A 17,463-nucleotide genomic window follows, 5' to 3' on the forward strand; every position below is an offset into this window, starting at 1 on the left:
CCCGAAAAGAGCAACGAGAGAGGGCGGTCACGAATCGTGACCGCCCTCCGGACCCACCCGCGAACTCAGCTGCCGAGCAGGAACTTCGGATCCGCCGTCAGCGCCGCCAGTTCGGGCGCGAAGAACGGCTGCCTGTCCAACTTCGGGTAGCCGGAGTACGAGTACTCCTCCTGCTGCGTGATCGTCACCGTCCACCCGTTGGCCGCCCGGTAGGCAGCCGTCGTCGAGTAGCCCTGGGCGGGGTTCGCGGGAGAGGCGACCCCGACCTGGGTTCCAGCGACGTCGTAGGTCTTGCACCCGGTGGCCGTACCGCCCTGGAACCGGTTGGCCAGCACGCACGGATCAGTCGGACCGTTCGGGTCCGGCGTCCGCACGGTCACGGTCAGCTGACCGACCTTGGCGTCCTTGCGCACCGGCACGTACGCCGTGTACTCCCAGATCTCGGGCGTCTCGCCCTTGTTGGACGAGATCTGCGCCTGGGCGCGGAGCATGCCGCCGTGCATGGCCGGGTCCTGGTACTTCAGGTCCGGCGCGTCGTACCCCGCCGGCACGGACGCCTTGGCCAGTTCCAGCAACTGCGTGCCGCGGTCGGCCTGGGGCCCGTTGGTGGCCGTCCGGTCGGACTGCCCGACCGGCCAGTCCTCGCCCCACTGGCTGTCGGGCACACCGCCGTTCGAGCTGCTGCTGCTCGGCCCCGCGCCCATGATGTAGTCCTTCGTGCCCTGCGGGTTCAGCGCGAACGCCGACCCGAGGCCCACTCCGACGACGAGCACGGCGACGAAAGCCCCCGTGATCGACGCCCGCCTCCGAGACCTGGCCTTGTGCGCCCTGTCCAGCGCGATGCCGGGGTCCATCGCGGGCGGCGGGCTGCTCGCCACCACCACGTCCTGGAAAGCCCGCTTGAGGTCCTCTTCGTTCATCGAACCCTCTCCTGCTCCGAGAGCAGACCGCGCAGCGTCTGCAGCCCCCGCGCGGCCTGGCTCTTCACGGTTCCTTCCGAACACTTGAGGACGACGGCCGTCTGCTCGACGGACATGTCCTCCCAGTACCGCAGGACGAGGCACGCGCGCTGCTTCGGAGGCACCTTCGCCAGAGCCTCCAGCAACACCATGCGCTCCTCGGGGTAGACGCCGGGCGGAGCGGCCGAGTCCGCCACGTCGTCCGTCGCCGACTCGAACCGGAACCACCCGCGCCGTCGCTCGGACAGGAACGTCCGCACCAGGATCTGCCTGGTGTAGGCGTCCAGCGCCTCGTGCCGCTCGATCCGCCGCCAAGCCAGGTAGAGCTTGGTGAAGGCCTGCTGCACGAGGTCTTCCGCGCGATGCCAGTCGCCGCACAACAGGTATGCCGTGCCGCGCATGACGTCGGAACGGGCCGCGAAGTACTCCTGGAACGCGGCGTCCCGATCACTCATCAGGTTTCCCCCTAATCTGCGGTGCCGGGTTAGTCACGCCACCCGGGGCCTGGCGGGTTGCATCGAGTTCTCGAAACGCATACTGATGTCGTGATTTTCCTTTTGCTCCTCGGCGTCCCCACCGCGTTGGGCCATCTGTACCTGTGGCGGCGGCTGGTCGTGGACACGACGCTGCCCCGCACGCTGGGGCGCCGCGCGGGCACGGTGGCGATCGCCGGCCTGTTCGTGATGATGATGAGCGCACTGGTCGTGACGCGCAGGGTGCCGCCGGAGTACGGGAAGTTCTTCGCCTGGCCGGGGTTCATCTGGCTCGCCGTGCTCTTCTACCTGGCGATCGTGCTCGGCATCGCGGAGGTGCCGCGCCGGATCCTGCTCAGGCGCGCCTCGCTCGCGCCGGTGCCCGTCGCCGCCGGTCCCGCGCCCGCCGAGCCCGTCGAGATCGTGCCGGACCCGTCGCGGCGGCTGTTCATCTCGCGGTCGGTGGCGATCGGTTCCGGCATCGCCGCGGGTGGTGTCGTCGGGTACGGCATGACCCAGGCGCTGGGCGACCCGCAGCTGCTGCGCGTGCCGGTGACGCTCGACAAGCTGAAGCCGTCGCTGTCGGGCTTCCGGATCGCGGTCGTGAGCGACATCCACCTCGGACCGCTGCTCGGCCGTTCGCACACCGAGCGGATCGTGCGGATGATCAACGAGCAGGACGCCGACCTGGTCGCGATCGTCGGTGACCTGGTCGACGGCACCGTCGCCGAACTGGGCGAGGCCGCGGCGCCGTTGAAGGACCTGGTGTCCAAGCAGGGCAGCTTCTTCGTGACGGGCAACCACGAGTACTTCTCCGGGCACGAGCAGTGGATCGCGGAACTCGACAGGCTCGGCGTGAACCCGTTGCGCAACGAGGGTTTGACGGTCGCCGGCGGCATCGAGGTCGTGGGCGTGAACGACGTCACAGGCAAGTCGTACGACGACGGTCCGGACTTCGGCCGCGCCCTCGCGGGACGAGACCGCAACAACCCCGTGGTCCTGCTGTCACACCAGCCGGTGCAGGTGACCGACGCGTCTTCACACGGCGTCGACCTCCAGTTGTCCGGTCATACACACGGTGGACAGATGGCACCGTTCAACTTCCTTGTACCGCTGCAGCAACCCAGCACGGCCGGGTTGTCGAAGGTGGACGACACCTGGCTCTACACCAGTCGTGGCGCGGGTTTCTGGGGTCCGCCGGTGCGCGTCGGCGCGCCACCGGACATCACGATGATCGAACTGCGTTCTGCTGGGTAAATCACACTCGCCTGGACTGGCTTGCGCACTTCCGGTGTCCAGGCCGTAGAGTGGACGGCCGTGCCCGCGTACGGAACGCGAGGCGGATGAAGGGGGACCCCTGGGGAAATGACCGAGAGCTTCGCCGTTCACCGGCGCAACGAGGCAGAGGCTCGTATTCGGCGTTTCCTGGACCAGGAGAACCCGTCGACACCATGTCTGGTGATCGACCTCGAGACGATTCGCGCGCGCTACCAGGCGATTCGCGCGGCACTGCCGTCCATTGACATCTTCTACGCGGTGAAGTCGAACCCGGAGTCCGACGTGGTCGCCACGCTGGTAGCGGAGGGTTCGCACTTCGACGTGGCCTCCCCCGCGGAGATCGACCTGTGCCTGGCACGCGGCGCCGAGCCGTCGTCGATCTCCTACAGCAACCCCATCAAGAAGGCCGCTGACATCGCGTACGCGTACTCACGTGGCGTGCGGATGTTCGTGTCCGACAGCGAGCAGGACGTCCGGTTCGTCGCTTCCCACGCGCCCGGCTCGTCGGTGCTGCTGCGGATTCTTGTCCACAGCAAGGGTTCCACGTACCCGTTCGGCAACAAGTTCGGTTGCGATCCGGAGATGGCGACGGATCTCTTGCGGCTGGCACACGAACTGGGGCTCGTTCCTCTCGGTGTCGCGTTCCACGCGGGCTCGCAACAACTCTCCGTCGAGGGCTGGGACTCCGGCATCGCCGACGCGGCCGTGATCGCCGCGAAGCTGCGCGCGGAGGGCATCGAGACGACGACGGTGAACCTGGGCGGCGGGCTTCCGGCCGTGTACCAGGAGTCCACGCCGTCGCTGGAGGCTTTCGGCTCCGCCATCGAGGCTTCGGTCGCGCGCCACTTCGGCGCGGTGCGTCCGAGGGTCATGATCGAACCGGGCCGGGCGATCTCCGCCGAGGCCGGGATGATCCGCTCGTCCGTCGTGCTGGTGTCGCGGAAGTCCTATTCGGACGAACGCCGCTGGGTGTACGTCGACATCGGCCGCTACCAGGGCCTGGCCGAGACCGAGGGCGAGGCGATCGCGTACGCGCTGAAGACCTCGCGCGACGGCGGTCCCGTGGGCCCGATCGTGCTGGCGGGCCCGACCTGCGACGCGGACGACGTGATCTACCAGCACACCCGCTACGACCTGCCGCTCGACCTGCAGGCGGGCGACCACGTGGACATCCTCCACGCCGGCGCCTACACCTCCTCCTATTCGTCCGTGTGCTTCAACGGCTTCCCGCCGTTGGCCACGTACTGCATCTAAGACCGTTTGCACATCACATAGTTTGGAGTGATTGATGTCCGAAGCGCCCTGTCAGACCGAGGAGACCGTCGGTTTGTTCGCGGGACAGCACGTACTTGCAGAGCTTTCGGGCGTGAGTGCCGATCTGCTCGATGACGAGCAGTTCCTGAAGCACGCCCTTGGTGAGGTTCTCACGCAGGCCGACGCAACCGTGCTGGAGGTGATCTCCAAGAAGTTCGATCCCCAAGGAGTCACCGTGCTGGCCCTGCTGTCGGAATCCCATGCGTCGATCCACACCTATCCCGAAGTGGGATCGGTGTTCGTCGACGTCTTCACCTGCGGTACACGTGCGAAACCCGCGCTGGCCGTCCAGCTACTCGCTGACGCCCTGGGCGCTGCTCACGTGAGCACGGACGTCGTCACTCGTGGCGTCAAGGAGCATGTCGCGTGAACACGATCAACGAGCCGCTCGCCGAGGGCATGACCCGCCACTGGCAGGTGGACGAGGTGCTGGTCGACACCAAGACCGACTTCCAGCACCTGGTGATCGCCCGCACGGCCCAGGGCGTGTCGCTGTTCTGCGACAACGACCGCCAGTCGACGGAGTTCAGCCAGCTGACCTACCACGAGGCCCTGATGGTGCCGGCGCTGCTGCTGGCCGACACCGTCGAGCGCGTGCTGGTCATCGGCTCCTCCGAGGGTGTCGTGTGCCAGATGGCCGTCGAGCACGGTGCGACCGTCGTCGACCACATCGACATCGACGAGCAGGCCGTGAAGCTGTGCGCCGAGCACCTGCCGTACGGCTACACGCTCGAGGAACTGGCTGCCGCGGAGAAGGGTGACGGCCCGATCCGCGTGCAGTACATCGACGGGTTCGAGTACATCCGCACGACGTCGGAGAAGTACGACATCGTGCTGGTGGACCTGCCCGACGAGCGCGAGGAGGAGGCGCAGCACAACCGCCTGTACGGCGCGGACTTCCTGCGCATGTGCAAGGCGCTGCTGCGTCCCGGTGGCGTCGTCGTCAACCAGTCCGGGTGCCAGACGATGTGGCGCAACACCACGCTGATCCGCTCCTGGCAGCGGTTCAACGAGGTGTTCGACACCGTCGCGTACTACGGCTCGGACGAGCACGAGTGGGCGTACCTGTTCGGCCGCGCGGACGTCGTCGAGGACCCGACCGCGCTGATGGTCGAGCGGTTGAAGACGGCCGGGTACGAGCCGGAGTCGATCGACGACCTGGCGCTGGTGGGCAACAGCATTCCGCCCTACCGGGTGCGGCAGTCGCTGGCCTGATCCAGGGTTTGTGAGAGGGGCGCTTCCCGTTCGCGGGAAGCGCCCCTTTCGCTTTATGCCAGTGACTGCTTGAGGAAGTCGACCTGCAACAGGAGCAGGTTCTCGGCGACCTGTTCCTGCGGGGTCATGTGCGTGACGCCCGAGAGCGGCAGCACGGTGTGCGGCCGGCCGGCCGCGAGCAGGGCGTTGGACAGGCGCAGCGTGTGGGCGGCCACGACGTTGTCGTCGGCCAGCCCGTGAATGATCATCAACGGGCGGGAGAGCTTGTCCGCGTCGGCGATGAGCGAGTTCGCCTCGTAGACCTCCGGCTTGTCGTCCGGGTGGCCGAGGTAGCGCTCGGTGTAGTGGGTGTCGTAGAGGCGCCAGTCGGTCACCGGGGCGCCGGCGATGCCCGCGTGGAAGACGTCCGGGCGGCGCAGCACCGCCAGGGCGCTCAGGTAGCCGCCGTAGGACCAGCCGCGGATCGCCACTCGGCCTAGGTCGAGGTCCGGCTCGATCGCCGCGGCCGCGTGCAGGGCGTCCACCTGGTCTTCGAGGGTGGCGCCGGCGAAGTCGAACGCGATCGCGCGTTCCCAGGCCAGGCCCCGGCCCGGGGTGCCCCGGCCGTCGGCGACGAGGACCGCGAAGCCCTGGTCCGCCAGCCACTGCGAAGCCAGGAAGACGTTCTGGGCCGCCAGGACGCGCTGGGCGTGCGGGCCGCCGTACGGGTCCATCAACACCGGGAGCTTGGTACCGGGGACGTGCCCCGTGGGCAGCAGGAGCGCCGCACGGATGGACCGTTCACCCAGGGTCAGCATGCGCGGGGACGCCTTGAGGACCGGCGTGTCCGCCCACGACTCGATGACGTGGTCGCCGACGCGCGCCCGTGCGCCGAACCAGTCCAAAGTGGCCGATACGAGGACAACCGTGTCACCGCACCGAACAGCGGAGTGCACACCGTCCTCAGAGGACAGTTGTTCTACGCTCTCACCGACCGAGTAGACGTGCACCTGGGTCGGGTCGGCGGCGGAGGCGGCCACCAGAATCGAGTCGTCGGTGATGTCGAGCACCCGGCGCACCTGCAGGCCCCGGGTGAGGACGTCGTCGCCCACCTGGAGCGCGTACTCGTCGGCCTGGCCGACGATCCGCACGAGGCGGCCGTCCGGGGTCCACGCCGGAGCGCCGTCGCTGACCTCGAGCCACGTCGGGTCGGTCTCGACCGCGAGCTCGGTGACGGCGCCGGTGTCCGGGGACAGCGTGTAGATCCGGCGAGTGCGCTGGTCACGGGTCTGCGTCGTGATCAGCGGGGCGCCGCCGGACGACCAGTGCACGTCGTTGAGGTAGTCGAACTCGAGCAGCACCGGGACGAAGGTGCTGTCCAGCGACACCACGTGCAGCGACACCGTGGCGTTGGCCGTGCCGGCCGCCGGGTAGGCGATCTCGGTGGCGGCCGTGCCGGGGTTCGCCGGGTCGGCGATGTACCAGCGCTGCACCGGCGCGTTGTTCACGCGCGCGGCGATGAGGCGGGTGCCGTCCGGCTCCCACCAGTAGCCGCGGTAGCGCGACATCTCCTCGGCCGCGATGAACTCGGCCAGCCCGAACGTCACGTCCTCGCCGTCCGGGGCCGCGACCTCGTAGTCCTCACCCGAGGACAGCTCGACCACCCGCAACGCACCGCGCGTGACGTAGGCCACCCGCCGCCCGGTCGGGTCGACCCGCGGGTCGATGACACCGCCCCTGGTCGGCAGCTCACGGACCTCACCCGACGCCAGGTCGGCCACGAACAGCCGGCCGGACAGCGCGAACGAGGCCACCGAGGCGTCCCGGGAGAGCGCGTAACCGACGATGCCCGCGCCGGACTCACGCGTGCGCTCGCGGCGCGCCTTCTCCTCGGCCGGCAGGTCCTCCGGATCGGACAGCAGCGTCGCCGGGTCGGCGAGCAGCCGTTCGACGCCGGTGGCGGTGTTCAGCTCCCAGAGCCCGTTCGCACGGCTTGTGGCCGTGGCCGGGCGGAGGAAGAAGACGCGTGCGCCGTCCGACGACACCGCGAAGGTCCTCGGTGCGCCGACGGTGAACCGCTGGGTGCGCGCCTGTTGGCGCGGGAAGGAGATGTCGTTGCCCACGAGCCCAACACTAACCCGCGCGAGTGCGCCATATGGGTGCTGTGACGTGCGCTGCCTCGCACGATGCAGCTTGAGGGGGTTCACGCGCGTTAGCGGGCGTGCGGGAGGCCACGCGTTCTCGCGGCGTGCGGGAGGCACGCGTGCTTTGCACCGTGACCGGGCGGCGCGGGCGGGCGCAAGCGTTCGCGCACCGCCCGCCCGAGTTCCCGGCCGCTACCCCACCCGGCTCTTCGGAGGCAGCGGGAAGAAGCCGCTGGTCCGCTGCACGTACTCGGCGTACCCAGGACGGCGCGACACGATGTCCTTCTCCAACAACGGTTTGCCACTGCCCTTCGCGAGCAGCCACGTCATGACCACCGGGCCGACGATCGTGAGCGCGCCCAGCCACGAGTGCAGCGCGAACAGGTACAGGCCCCACCACACGACCGAGTCGCCGAAGTAGTTGGGATGCCTCGTGTAGCGCCACAACCCGCGGTCCATCACGGCGCCCTTGTTCGCCGGGTCCGCACGGAACCGGGAGAGCTGCCAGTCACCCACGGCCTCGAAGGTGAAGCCGACCAACCACACGCCAGTGCCCAACCAATCCAGCACTCCGAACGGGGCCGAAAGGTGCTGCGCGGCCTGGACCGGCAGCGAGACGATCCACATCAGAACGGCCTGCAGGAGGTACACCCGATACATGCGCAGGCGCGGGTTTCCTTTGGCGCGCCTCAGAATGTCCTGGTATCGCGGGTCCTCGTCCTTGCCCCGGTTGCGCGAGTGGATGTGCACACCCAGGCGTACGCCCCACACCACGGTCAGCGCGGCGACCACCGACTTGCGAACGGGGTCACCATCCGCGAGCGCCAGCGTGACGGCCGCGATCACAGCGAAGCCCGGGCCCCACACGGAGTCGATCAGGTCGTAGCGCTTGCGGGAGTCCGCGTACAGGAACAACAGGCTCAGCAGCGCTACGACCGTGAGAAAGCTGATCAGGAAGCTCATCGGGCCACCAGCTCACGGCGCACGCGCGGCATTCCGCTGCGGCCGGTCTCACTGCGCCGCACCGCCAAGATCTGGTCCACGCCCATCCTGCCCTCCTCGAACGTCAGCGCGCCGCCCGCGAGGTACAGGCGCCAGACCCGCGCCTGACCCTCACCGACCAACGCGACGACGTCGTCCCAGCGCTCCTCAAGGGTGTCGGCCCAGGCACGCACTGTCCACACGTAGTGCTCGCGCAACGCGTGCACGTCACGGATCTCCAGGCCGGCGCCTTCGAGGAAGCCGGTCGTGGCGCTGACGGGACGCATGTGCATGTCCGGCGCGACGTACGACTCGATGAACGCGCCGCCGCCCGGTGCGTTGTGGCCGCGCGACATCTGCTGCAGCAGCAGGCGTCCCTCGGGCTTGAGCAACCGGTGCAGCGTCGCGGCGTACTCCGGGTAGTTGCTCTCGCCGACGTGCTCACCCATCTCGATCGTCGAGATCGCGTCGAACGGCTCGTCTTGCACCTCGCGGTAGTCCTGCAGCCGCACCTCGACCCGACCGGTCAGGCCCTCGGCCTCGATGCGGCCGAGGATGTGCGCGCGCTGCTGGGCGGAGATCGTCACGCCGGTCGCGTGCACGCCGTAGTGCTTCGCCGCGTGGATGATCATCGAGCCCCACCCGCAGCCGACGTCGAGCATGCGCATGCCCGGCTGGAGGCCGAGCTTGCGGCAGACGAGGTCGAGCTTGTTGTGCTGGGCCTGCGCGAGCGGTTCGTCCTCGGACGTGAAGTACGCGCACGAGTAGGCCATGCTCGGGTCGAGCACGAGCCGGTAGAAGTCGTTGCTCAGGTCGTAGTGATGCGAAATGGCATCACGGTCGCGGCTCTTGGTGTGCAGCGCACCCCGCAGCCGCGCTTCCTCCTTCGGCGCGTCGGGGTTCGGCCCCAGCACCTTCAACCGCATCGCGAGTTTCGCGACCTCCGTGAGCCGGGGCCGCCGCGTGACACCACGCCGCACGAGTCCCCAGATCTGCGAGAGACCGGTCGCGAGATCACCCTCGACGTCGAGCTCCCCGCTCACGTACGCGCGCGCGAGCCCCAGCTCGTTCGGACTCCAGACGAGCCGCCGCAACGCGTCGCGCGAGCGGATCACGAGCACCGTGCCGTCCTGCGGCCCGGCGACACTTCCGTCCCACGCGCGAAATCCGATCGGCACCGGCGCACCCAGCACCCGTTCGGCCATTCCCGCCAGCTGACCAGCGACGACCACCCTGCACCTCCTGCGTTACCTGGCTCCGCCAGACGTTCGAGACGGCAAGAGGTTCGGTTCGTTTCTGAACCGAGACGCAACCCCGGCCGTATGGCCTGGATAGAGCGAACGGATGGACAAGGAGGACATGAGTGTGATCCGACGTAACCGCATTGCCATCGGGCTCGCAGCGGGACTCGCAGTTGTGCTGGGTCTGGGTGTCTGGAGCGCCACGGGCGGTGGCACGAACTCCAAGCCGGTGGCACAAACCGAAACCGACCTGGGCGTCCTCGGTGACTACGGCGACGTGGGTCAGCCCCCCGTGCTCCAGGAACCCGCCGCCGTCCCCGAGGCCCCCGTGCAGCAGCAGGCTCCTGAAACCCCTGCCGCGCAACCGGCCGCGCAACCCCCGGCGGCTGCTCCGGTCAGCACGTTGAAGCTGGTCGGCAAGCCCGTGGACAAGATGGGCCTGGTCGTCCAGGACGGCGACGGCCGCACGATGTACCGCTTCGACAAGGACGTTCCCAAGCCTGAGGGCAAGTCGAACTGCAACAACCAGTGCGCTACGACGTGGCCGCCGCTCTTCGCGGACGCGGTTCCGCAGGTCGAGGGCATCGACTCGAAGCTGGTCTCGCTGATCACCCGCGCTGACGGCAAGAAACAGGTCGCGATCGACGGCTGGCCTCTCTACGCCTACTCGCAGGACCCCAAGCCGGGCGCGTGGAAGGGCCAGGGTGTCGGTGGCACCTGGTTCGTCATCCAGCCCGACGGCAAGCGCAACGTCGAGTGCCTCCCGCCTGGTGTGACGGCTCCCGCTGCGTAACCCCACAGCATCCCGTTAGGACGGTCCATCTGAGACACACAACACCCTGACACGGTGAGACCCCGGCCCTGGGGAAGGGGCCGGGGTTCCCGTCGTTTCGCTCCAGGGTCGCAGAACACGAAGGGGCGCCACCGGATCTCTCCGGTGGCGCCCCTTCGTCGTTCAGCTTCAGAGAGTCGAGTACAGCGGGTGCTTGGCCGCCAGCACCTCGACGCGCGCACGCAGCTCGTCGATCGCCGCGTTCGGCTTGAGGGCCTCCGCGATCACGTCGGCGACCTCGGTGAAGTCGACCTCGCCGAACCCGCGGGTCGCGAGCGCCGGCGTGCCGATCCGCAGACCGGACGTCACCATCGGCGGACGCGGGTCGTTCGGAACGGCGTTGCGGTTGACCGTGATGCCGATCTGGTGCAGCACGTCCTCGGCCTGCTTGCCGTCGAGCTCGGAGTTCACCAGGTCGACGAGGACCAGGTGCACGTCCGTGCCGCCGGTCAGCACCTTCACGCCCGCAGCGGCGACGTCCGCCTGCGACAGGCGCTCGGCCAGGATCCGCGAACCTTCGAGCGTGCGGCGCTGGCGGTCCGCGAACTCGGGCGACGCGGCGTGCTTGAACGCCACCGCCTTCGCCGCGATCACGTGCTCCAGCGGGCCGCCCTGCTGACCGGGGAACACCGCCGAGTTGATCTTCTTGGCGATGTCGGCCTCGTTCGACAGGATCACGCCGCCACGGGGACCGCCGAGGGTCTTGTGGGTCGTGGTCGTCGTGACGTGCGCGTGCGGCACGGGCGACGGGTGCAGGTCGGCGGCCACGAGGCCGGCGAAGTGCGCCATGTCGACCATCAGGTAGGCCTCGACCGAGTCCGCGATGCGGCGGAACTCGGCGAAGTCCAGCTGACGCGGGTAGGCGGACCAGCCCGCGACGATCAGCTTCGGCCGGTGCTCCTGCGCAAGGCGCTCGACCTCGGCCATGTCGACGCGGCCGTCGGAGTCCGCGACGTGGTACGGCACGACGTTGTAGAGCTTGCCGGAGAAGTTGATCCGCATGCCGTGCGTCAGGTGACCGCCGTGCGCGAGGTCCAGACCCAGGATCGTGTCACCGGGCTGGAGCAGCGCGAACATCGCGGCCGCGTTGGCCTGCGCGCCCGAGTGCGGCTGGACGTTCGCGAAGCCGGCGCCGAAGAGCGACTTGATCCGCTCGATGGCGAGGCGCTCGACGACGTCCACGTGCTCGCAGCCGCCGTAGTAGCGGCGGCCGGGGTAGCCCTCGGCGTACTTGTTCGTCAGCACCGAGCCCTGTGCCTGCAGCACCGAGACGGGCGTGAAGTTCTCCGAGGCGATCATCTCGAGCGTGCCCTGCTGGCGAGCCAGCTCGGCCGCAACGGCCTCGGCCACCTCGGGGTCGTACTCCGCGAGGGAAGCGTTGAACTGGTCGGACATCTGGAAGATCTCCCTACTTGGCGCGCTTGTAGAACGGAAGTGCGACGACCTCGACCGGCTGCTTCTTGCCGCGGACGTCCACCAGCAACTGGGTGCCCGGCTCGGCACTGGCCTTCGTCACGTAGGCCATGGCGACGGAGTAGCCGAGGGTCGGGGACAGCGCGCCCGACGTCACCTCGCCCACGACCTCGTCGCCGTTCAGCACCGCGTACCCGTGGCGCGGGGCACGGCGCTCGGGGGTCTTCAGTCCGACCAGGACCGAATCCACACCGGACTCGGCGACCTTGGTCAGCGCGTCGCGACCCACGAAGTCACCCGGCTTGTCGAGCTTCACGACGCGGCCCAGGTTCGCGTTGTACGGCGTCAGCGACGTGGTGAGCTCGTTGCCGTACAACGGCATCCCGGCTTCGAGGCGCAACGTGTCGCGGCAGCCGAGACCGCACGGCTTGAGCTCGTGCGCCTCACCCGCGGTCAGCAGCGCCGCCCAGACGGCCGGCGCGTCGGCGGGCGCGACGAACAGCTCGAAGCCCTCCTCGCCGGTGTAGCCGGTGCGGGCCAGCAGCGCGTCGACACCGGCCACCGTGGACGGGTACGAGGCGTAGTACTTGACCGTCGCGAGGTCCGTGTCGGTCAGGCCGGAGAGGATCTCGACCGACTTGGGGCCCTGGATGGCGATCAGCGCGTAGTCCGTGGACTTGTCGGTCACCACGGTGTCGAAGTCCGCGGCGCGCTCGACCAGTGCTTCAGCCACCACTGAAGCGTTGGAGGCGTTCGCGACGACCATGAACTCCTGGTCGCCCAGGCGGTACACGATCAGGTCGTCGATCACGCCGCCGTCGGCCTGCGTGATCATCGTGTAGCGGGCCTTGCCGACGGCCAGCGCCGAGATGTGGCCGACGAGCGCGAAGTCGAGGGCCTCCCCCGCCTGCGGACCGGTCAGCACGATCTCACCCATGTGCGTGAGGTCGAACAGGCCCGCGGACGTGCGCACCGCGTGGTGCTCCGCGAGTTCGGACGAGTAGCGCAGCGGCATCCGCCAGCCCGCGAAGTCGGTGAACATCGCGCCGAGCTGCTCGTGCTCGGCGTTCAGAGGCGTGAGGCGGGACATCAGAACGCTCCTCCAGGGTGCGCCAAAGGGCCGGACGCGGCCGGCTGAGGCATCAGAAGAATGACACGGTCCATCGGAGACTCCTCACTAGAGCGAGCCTCCCCCTCTGTCATGAGCCTGAGAGCTTCACCACCGCAGTGGTTTGCACCGTGGGCGAGGCTGCCGAGCAGCCTGCTTTTCAGAGTTGCCTGCGTCGCGCGGTACCTGTACCTGAGAGATTCCGGGGAGGAGTTGCTCCTACGGTGCTCCCACTCAAGGGAGCTCTCCCGCGCGACATCGACGGCCGTGTTCAGTTGGTAGCCCCAGACGCTAGCAGGCCAAACGTCACAGCGGCACGCCCTGCGCAGTCTTCTCGACCACCTTGCGCTCCGCCCAGAAGGACAGGAACGGGATCGTGCCGGCGATCAGGACCAGCAGGGTGCCCTTGATCGACCAGCGCAGCTTGAGCGCCAGGTCGACCGAAATCACCAGGTAGATGGCGTAGAGGAAGCCGTGGATCGGGCCGACGACCTTCATCGCGCCACCCATGTCCGCGGCGTACTTGAGCACCATCGCCACGACCAGCAGCAGCAGGAAGACTCCGACCACGTAAGCCATGACCCTGAACCGGGTCAACGCACCCTTCATCTGCCCGCCTTCGCTCAACGACCGTCCCGCGCGTTGAGGTCCGCGAGCATGCGGTTGTAGGCCGCGAGCTCCGCGTCTTCGTCATCGTCGAGGTGCTCGACAGGCGCGGGTTTGACGGCGACAACGGTAGCCACCGGGCGTGGAGCAGGCGCAACCGGCTCCTCGTCACGACGCTCACGCGCCAGACGGCGGAACCGCCACACCATGAAGAGGGGGAAGAGGCCGAAGAGCGGCCACTGGAGCACGTACCCGAGGTTCTGGAACGTGCCGCTGGCGGACTCGAAGCGCTGCCACTGCCACCACGCGAGCCCGCAACAGGCGACCAGCGCCGCCAGACAGGCGAACGCGATCAGCACACGTTGGGGAGTAAGGAGGCCGCGCACGACCTCCAGAGTACTTGGGTGAGGCCTCCAGTCAGGAGGCCGCCCTTGAGGGGAAGAAGTGGATACAGGGCTGCCGCCTCCGACAGCCCGTTCCGCTTCTACGCCACGCCGTCCCGGCGCTGCCTCTGCAGACGAGCAACACACCAGGCCGCAGCGGAGCCACGACGAAGGTGCTGGAGAACCGTCATCGGTCCCAGGCGCCTCCCGAGATCGGCAGGAGACAGGCCGGCCGCGCGGTAGTCGAGCGCGCGCTGGTCCAACGGGCTGATGCCCGCGTCCCACCACTGCTCGGCCTCGGCGACGTCGCCCACCAGCTGCCAGTAGCTCGCCGCGGCGGCGAGCAGTGCCTCGGGTGCCTCCGGCGCCCGCTTGCGCATCGCGGCCACGTAGGCCGGATCCGCCGAGTCGACCTTGACCAAGCCACGCGACCCACTCCTGCCTCCCCGCTGCACGGGGATGCCTGGCGCCGAGGGGGGAGCCTCCGCGAGCCACGCGTTCTTGATCCGGTTCACCTCCTGCATCTCTGCGTCATCAGACCGTTCAGCCGCCCACTGCTGCAACAGCTCGTGGACCCCGGAGTCCTCGACCATATGTGCCTCCTCGTCGGTCGGGGATCGGCCATTGCAGCGGAAGGTATTCGGTAGGTCTGACAATCGCCAGACCCTGAATCACCAGAACACCCGTTACCAGTGCGTGATTGGCCTCATTCCACCCATCCGGCTCAACGCAGATGGCCGAGGATCACCGTCCGTCACTAGCTGAGCGGGGTGGCCGTCCCGAAGAGGCTCCTGATGAAGGTGATGATCGACTCCGCGCCCTGACGCAGCCAGCCGAGGACCTGCTGGACCGCCGAAGCGGACTGCTCGGGCTGGGTGATCAGGAGGAACAGCACCAGCGCGACGCCCGCCAGCACTAGCACCTTCTTGAGGTTCACAGGTACCTCTCCGTCCGTGTGGTTCACCGTCGGGCGGCTGACCGCCCGTGTCACCCGTCATGGTCCCTCATTCACCCGGCCGATGAACAACGACCACGCCAAACTCCTCCCAGGTTCTGCCAGCGGCGCACGCCTGCACAGCGGCCAACGTCACCCGAATGGCGGCTAAAGAGGGGCTTCAACAGCGCCGATGTCCTGGGCACGAGGTGAACACGGACTCCCTCACATCCCACAGCTTGGAAGAGAGACTGTTGCACCGGGCCTCACCCGGATGCCGATCGTCCCCCATCACGCACCGTCACGCCTTCGTGGCGCAATTAATGCGCTCCAGAGCATTATCCAATTACTCCAGACCGCCGCAGTTCTGTAATTCGAGCCTCTGCCACACCCATGTCGGCAAGCACTTCCCCGGTGTTCGTCCCGGTCGAAACCGGAGCCGTGGGAACGCCCGCCGGGGTGCGGTCGAAGCGAGGTGCCGGCGCCGGGTGCGGTGAACCGGACACGTCCACGAAAGTGTCGCGGGCTGCGTTGTACGGGTGATGCGCCGCCTCGGCGGGCGTCAGCACCGGAGCCAGGCACGCGTCCGTGCTCTCGGCCAGGTCCGCCCACTCGTCGCGCGGCCGGGTCTTCACCGCCGCCGCGATGTGTTCCCGCAGCTCAGGCCAGTTCGCCGGGTCGTTGCGCGACGGTGCGTCCTCGAGTCCCAGCACGCGGACCAGGTCGGCGTAGAACTTCTCCTCCAGCGCGCCGATGGCCACGTACTTGCCGTCGGCGGCCTCGTAGACGTCGTAGAACGGCACTCCACCGTCGAGCATGTTCTCGCCGCGCCCGCCCTGCCACATGCCCGCGGACCGCATCCCGTGCAGGAACGTCGTCAGCAACGCCGCCCCGTCGACCATGGCCGCGTCGACGACCTGGCCGCGCCCGGAGCGTTCCCTCTCGTACAGCGCCGCGAGCACGCCGAGGGCCAGCAGCAGCCCTCCCCCACCGAAGTCGCCGAGCAGGTTGATCGGGAACGACGGCGGCCCACCGGCCCGTCCGAGAGGCTCCAGCGCCCCCGCGACGGCGATGTAGTTGATGTCGTGGCCGGCGCGGTCCGACAGGGGCCCGTCCTGGCCCCAGCCGGTCATGCGTCCGTATACAAGGCGCGGATTGCGGGCCAGGCACTGCGCCGGGCCGATGCCCAGCCGTTCGGTGACGCCCGGCCGGAAGCCCTCGATCAGCACGTCCGAGCGTTCGACCAGCTGCAACACCAACTCGGCGCCCTCGGGCCTGCGGGTGTCGACGGCGATCGAACGCCGGTTGCGGCCCAGGAAGTCGCCGGGGACGGTCGAGCGGCTCCCCGGCTTGTGCACCTGGACCACGTCCGCGCCCAGGTCGGCGAGCACCATGCAGCCGAACGGCGCGGGCGCGAGGCCCGCGAGCTCGACGACGCGCAGTCCCGCGAGAGGGCCGCTCACAAGGACCTCGCGATGATTTCCTTCATGATCTCGTTCGTCCCGCCGTAGATCCGCTGCACGCGGGCGTCGGACCAGGCACGTGCGATCGGGTACTCGTTCATGTAGCCGTAGCCGCCGAAGAGCTGCACGCACTCGTCGACGACCTTGCTCAGCCGGTCGCTGGCCCACCACTTCGCCATCGCGGCGGTCGGGACGTCCAGCTCGCCCTTCAGGTGCTTCTCGATGCACTCGTCGATGAACGCCCTGGTCACCGACGCCTCGGTGGCGCACTCGGCGAGCTTGAAGCGGGTGTTCTGGAACTTGATCAGCTCCTTGCCGAACGCCGTGCGCTCCTTCACGTACTTCAGCGTGAGGTCGACGGCCGCCTCGATGCCCGCGATGCAGCAGACGCCGATGATCAGGCGTTCCTGCGGCAGCTGCTGCATGAGCTGGACGAACCCGAGGCCCTCCTGCCCGCCGAGCAGGTTCGCGGCGGGCACGCGGACGTCGTCGAAGAACAGCTCGGCGGTGTCCTGGCCCTTCATGCCGACCTTGTCGAGCACGCGGCCGCGCCGGATGTCGTTCTCCACGACCAGCAGCGAGATGCCGGTGGCGCCCTGCGCCGGGTCGGTCTTGGCCACGACGATCACCAGTTCGGCGTGCACGCCGTTGGTGATGAACGTCTTCGAGCCGTTGATGACGTACTCGTCGCCCTCTCGGATCGCCTTCGTCCGGATGCCCTGCAGGTCGGACCCCGCACCGGGTTCGGTCATGGCGATCGCGCCGACGAGCTCGCCGGACGCGAGCTTCGGCAGCCAGCGCCGCTTCTGCTCCTCGGTGCCGTAGGAGTTGAGGTAGTGGGCCACGATGCCGCTGTGGACGCTGTTGCCCCACGCGCTGTCGCCTGCCCGTGCCTGTTCCTCCAGCAGCACGGCCTCGTGCGCGAACGTGCCGCCACCGCCGCCGTACTCCTCGGGGATGCTCAGGCACAGCAGCCCGAGCTCACCGGCCTTGGTCCACAGCTCCCGGTCGACCTGCTTCTGCTCGGCGAAGCGTTCGACGTTCGGCGTGACCTCCTTCTCGAAGAACGTGCGCGCGAGCTGGCGCAACTGGTCCAGGTCGCTGTCCATCCACCGCGATCGACGCTCAGCCATGCGGTCC

General features: G+C 68.5%; 18 protein-coding genes and 2 riboswitches. Of the genes, 5 read left to right on the forward strand and 13 right to left on the reverse strand.

Annotated elements, in window-relative coordinates:
* Positions 1-65 precede the first annotated feature (65 nt).
* A complete protein-coding gene (locus PV646_RS01055; RefSeq protein ID WP_500339556.1) occupies positions 66-920 on the reverse strand; it encodes a hypothetical protein in 855 nt (284 codons plus the stop codon).
* The gene (locus PV646_RS01060; RefSeq protein WP_500339557.1) at positions 917-1,414 is read right to left on the reverse strand and encodes a SigE family RNA polymerase sigma factor; all 498 of its coding nucleotides are present in this window, start codon (positions 1,412-1,414) and stop codon (positions 917-919) included. Before PV646_RS01060 ends, PV646_RS01055 begins: the two co-directional genes overlap by 4 nt.
* 90 nt (positions 1,415-1,504) lie before the next feature.
* Between PV646_RS01060 and PV646_RS01065 the strand changes: the two genes are divergently transcribed.
* From PV646_RS01065 to PV646_RS01080, 4 genes are all read left to right on the forward strand, one after another.
* The gene (locus PV646_RS01065) at positions 1,505-2,689 is read left to right on the forward strand and encodes a metallophosphoesterase (RefSeq protein ID WP_500339558.1); all 1,185 of its coding nucleotides are present in this window, start codon (positions 1,505-1,507) and stop codon (positions 2,687-2,689) included.
* Between the two features lie 108 nt (positions 2,690-2,797).
* Complete coding sequence (locus tag PV646_RS01070) at positions 2,798-3,964, forward strand: type III PLP-dependent enzyme (RefSeq protein WP_500339559.1); 1,167 nt, start codon at positions 2,798-2,800, stop codon at positions 3,962-3,964.
* 34 nt (positions 3,965-3,998) lie between these two features.
* Positions 3,999-4,394 (forward strand): adenosylmethionine decarboxylase, encoded by a 396-nt coding sequence (gene speD / locus PV646_RS01075; RefSeq protein ID WP_500339560.1) that lies wholly within the window; start codon positions 3,999-4,001, stop codon positions 4,392-4,394.
* A complete protein-coding gene (locus tag PV646_RS01080; protein WP_500339561.1) occupies positions 4,391-5,239 on the forward strand; it encodes a spermidine synthase in 849 nt (282 codons plus the stop codon). Before speD ends, PV646_RS01080 begins: the two co-directional genes overlap by 4 nt.
* Positions 5,240-5,292: 53 nt before the next feature.
* Here PV646_RS01080 and PV646_RS01085 read toward each other — a convergent pair whose 3' ends face one another.
* From PV646_RS01085 to PV646_RS01095, 3 genes are all read right to left on the reverse strand, one after another.
* The gene (locus PV646_RS01085) at positions 5,293-7,341 is read right to left on the reverse strand and encodes a S9 family peptidase (protein ID WP_500339562.1); all 2,049 of its coding nucleotides are present in this window, start codon (positions 7,339-7,341) and stop codon (positions 5,293-5,295) included.
* A 213-nt stretch (positions 7,342-7,554) separates the two neighbouring features.
* Positions 7,555-8,325, reverse strand: coding sequence for a DUF1295 domain-containing protein (locus PV646_RS01090; RefSeq protein WP_500339563.1), 771 nt, complete (start codon positions 8,323-8,325; stop codon positions 7,555-7,557).
* On the reverse strand, positions 8,322-9,548 hold the full coding sequence (locus tag PV646_RS01095; RefSeq protein ID WP_500342214.1) for a class I SAM-dependent methyltransferase: 1,227 nt from the start codon (positions 9,546-9,548) through the stop codon (positions 8,322-8,324). Before PV646_RS01095 ends, PV646_RS01090 begins: the two co-directional genes overlap by 4 nt.
* Positions 9,549-9,702: 154 nt before the next feature.
* Between PV646_RS01095 and PV646_RS01100 the strand changes: the two genes are divergently transcribed.
* Positions 9,703-10,377, forward strand: coding sequence for a COG4315 family predicted lipoprotein (locus PV646_RS01100; RefSeq protein WP_500339564.1), 675 nt, complete (start codon positions 9,703-9,705; stop codon positions 10,375-10,377).
* Between the two features lie 168 nt (positions 10,378-10,545).
* On the opposite strand, the gene glyA is transcribed toward PV646_RS01100, so the two are convergent.
* The 8 genes from glyA to PV646_RS01140 form a co-directional block, all read right to left on the reverse strand.
* Positions 10,546-11,811, reverse strand: a complete 1,266-nt coding sequence (gene glyA / locus PV646_RS01105) for a serine hydroxymethyltransferase (RefSeq protein ID WP_500339565.1) — start codon at positions 11,809-11,811, stop codon at positions 10,546-10,548.
* Between the two features lie 13 nt (positions 11,812-11,824).
* Entirely contained in the window at positions 11,825-12,919 is a 1,095-nt protein-coding gene (gene gcvT / locus PV646_RS01110) for a glycine cleavage system aminomethyltransferase GcvT (RefSeq protein ID WP_500339566.1), read from the reverse strand.
* A 96-nt stretch (positions 12,920-13,015) separates the two neighbouring features.
* Positions 13,016-13,107, reverse strand: a riboswitch (glycine riboswitch).
* Positions 13,108-13,198, reverse strand: a riboswitch (glycine riboswitch).
* Positions 13,199-13,243: 45 nt separating this feature from the next.
* A complete protein-coding gene (locus PV646_RS01115) occupies positions 13,244-13,546 on the reverse strand; it encodes a DUF3817 domain-containing protein (RefSeq protein ID WP_266041676.1) in 303 nt (100 codons plus the stop codon).
* A 14-nt stretch (positions 13,547-13,560) separates the two neighbouring features.
* Positions 13,561-13,929, reverse strand: a complete 369-nt coding sequence (locus PV646_RS01120; RefSeq protein WP_500339567.1) for a hypothetical protein — start codon at positions 13,927-13,929, stop codon at positions 13,561-13,563.
* 98 nt (positions 13,930-14,027) lie between these two features.
* Positions 14,028-14,519, reverse strand: a complete 492-nt coding sequence (locus tag PV646_RS01125; RefSeq protein ID WP_090012227.1) for a transcriptional regulator — start codon at positions 14,517-14,519, stop codon at positions 14,028-14,030.
* A 164-nt stretch (positions 14,520-14,683) separates the two neighbouring features.
* Positions 14,684-14,863: a hypothetical protein gene (locus PV646_RS01130; RefSeq protein ID WP_030476968.1), complete on the reverse strand. Its 180-nt coding sequence runs from the start codon at positions 14,861-14,863 to the stop codon at positions 14,684-14,686.
* A 335-nt stretch (positions 14,864-15,198) separates the two neighbouring features.
* On the reverse strand, positions 15,199-16,323 hold the full coding sequence (locus PV646_RS01135; protein ID WP_500339568.1) for a CaiB/BaiF CoA transferase family protein: 1,125 nt from the start codon (positions 16,321-16,323) through the stop codon (positions 15,199-15,201).
* Positions 16,320-17,456 (reverse strand): acyl-CoA dehydrogenase family protein, encoded by a 1,137-nt coding sequence (locus PV646_RS01140; RefSeq protein WP_500339569.1) that lies wholly within the window; start codon positions 17,454-17,456, stop codon positions 16,320-16,322. Before PV646_RS01140 ends, PV646_RS01135 begins: the two co-directional genes overlap by 4 nt.
* Between the last annotated feature and the right edge of the window lie 7 nt (positions 17,457-17,463).

This window comes from Streptomyces sp. ID05-26A (assembly GCF_033794685.1).
Taxonomy (GTDB): Bacteria; Actinomycetota; Actinomycetes; order Mycobacteriales; family Pseudonocardiaceae; genus Lentzea.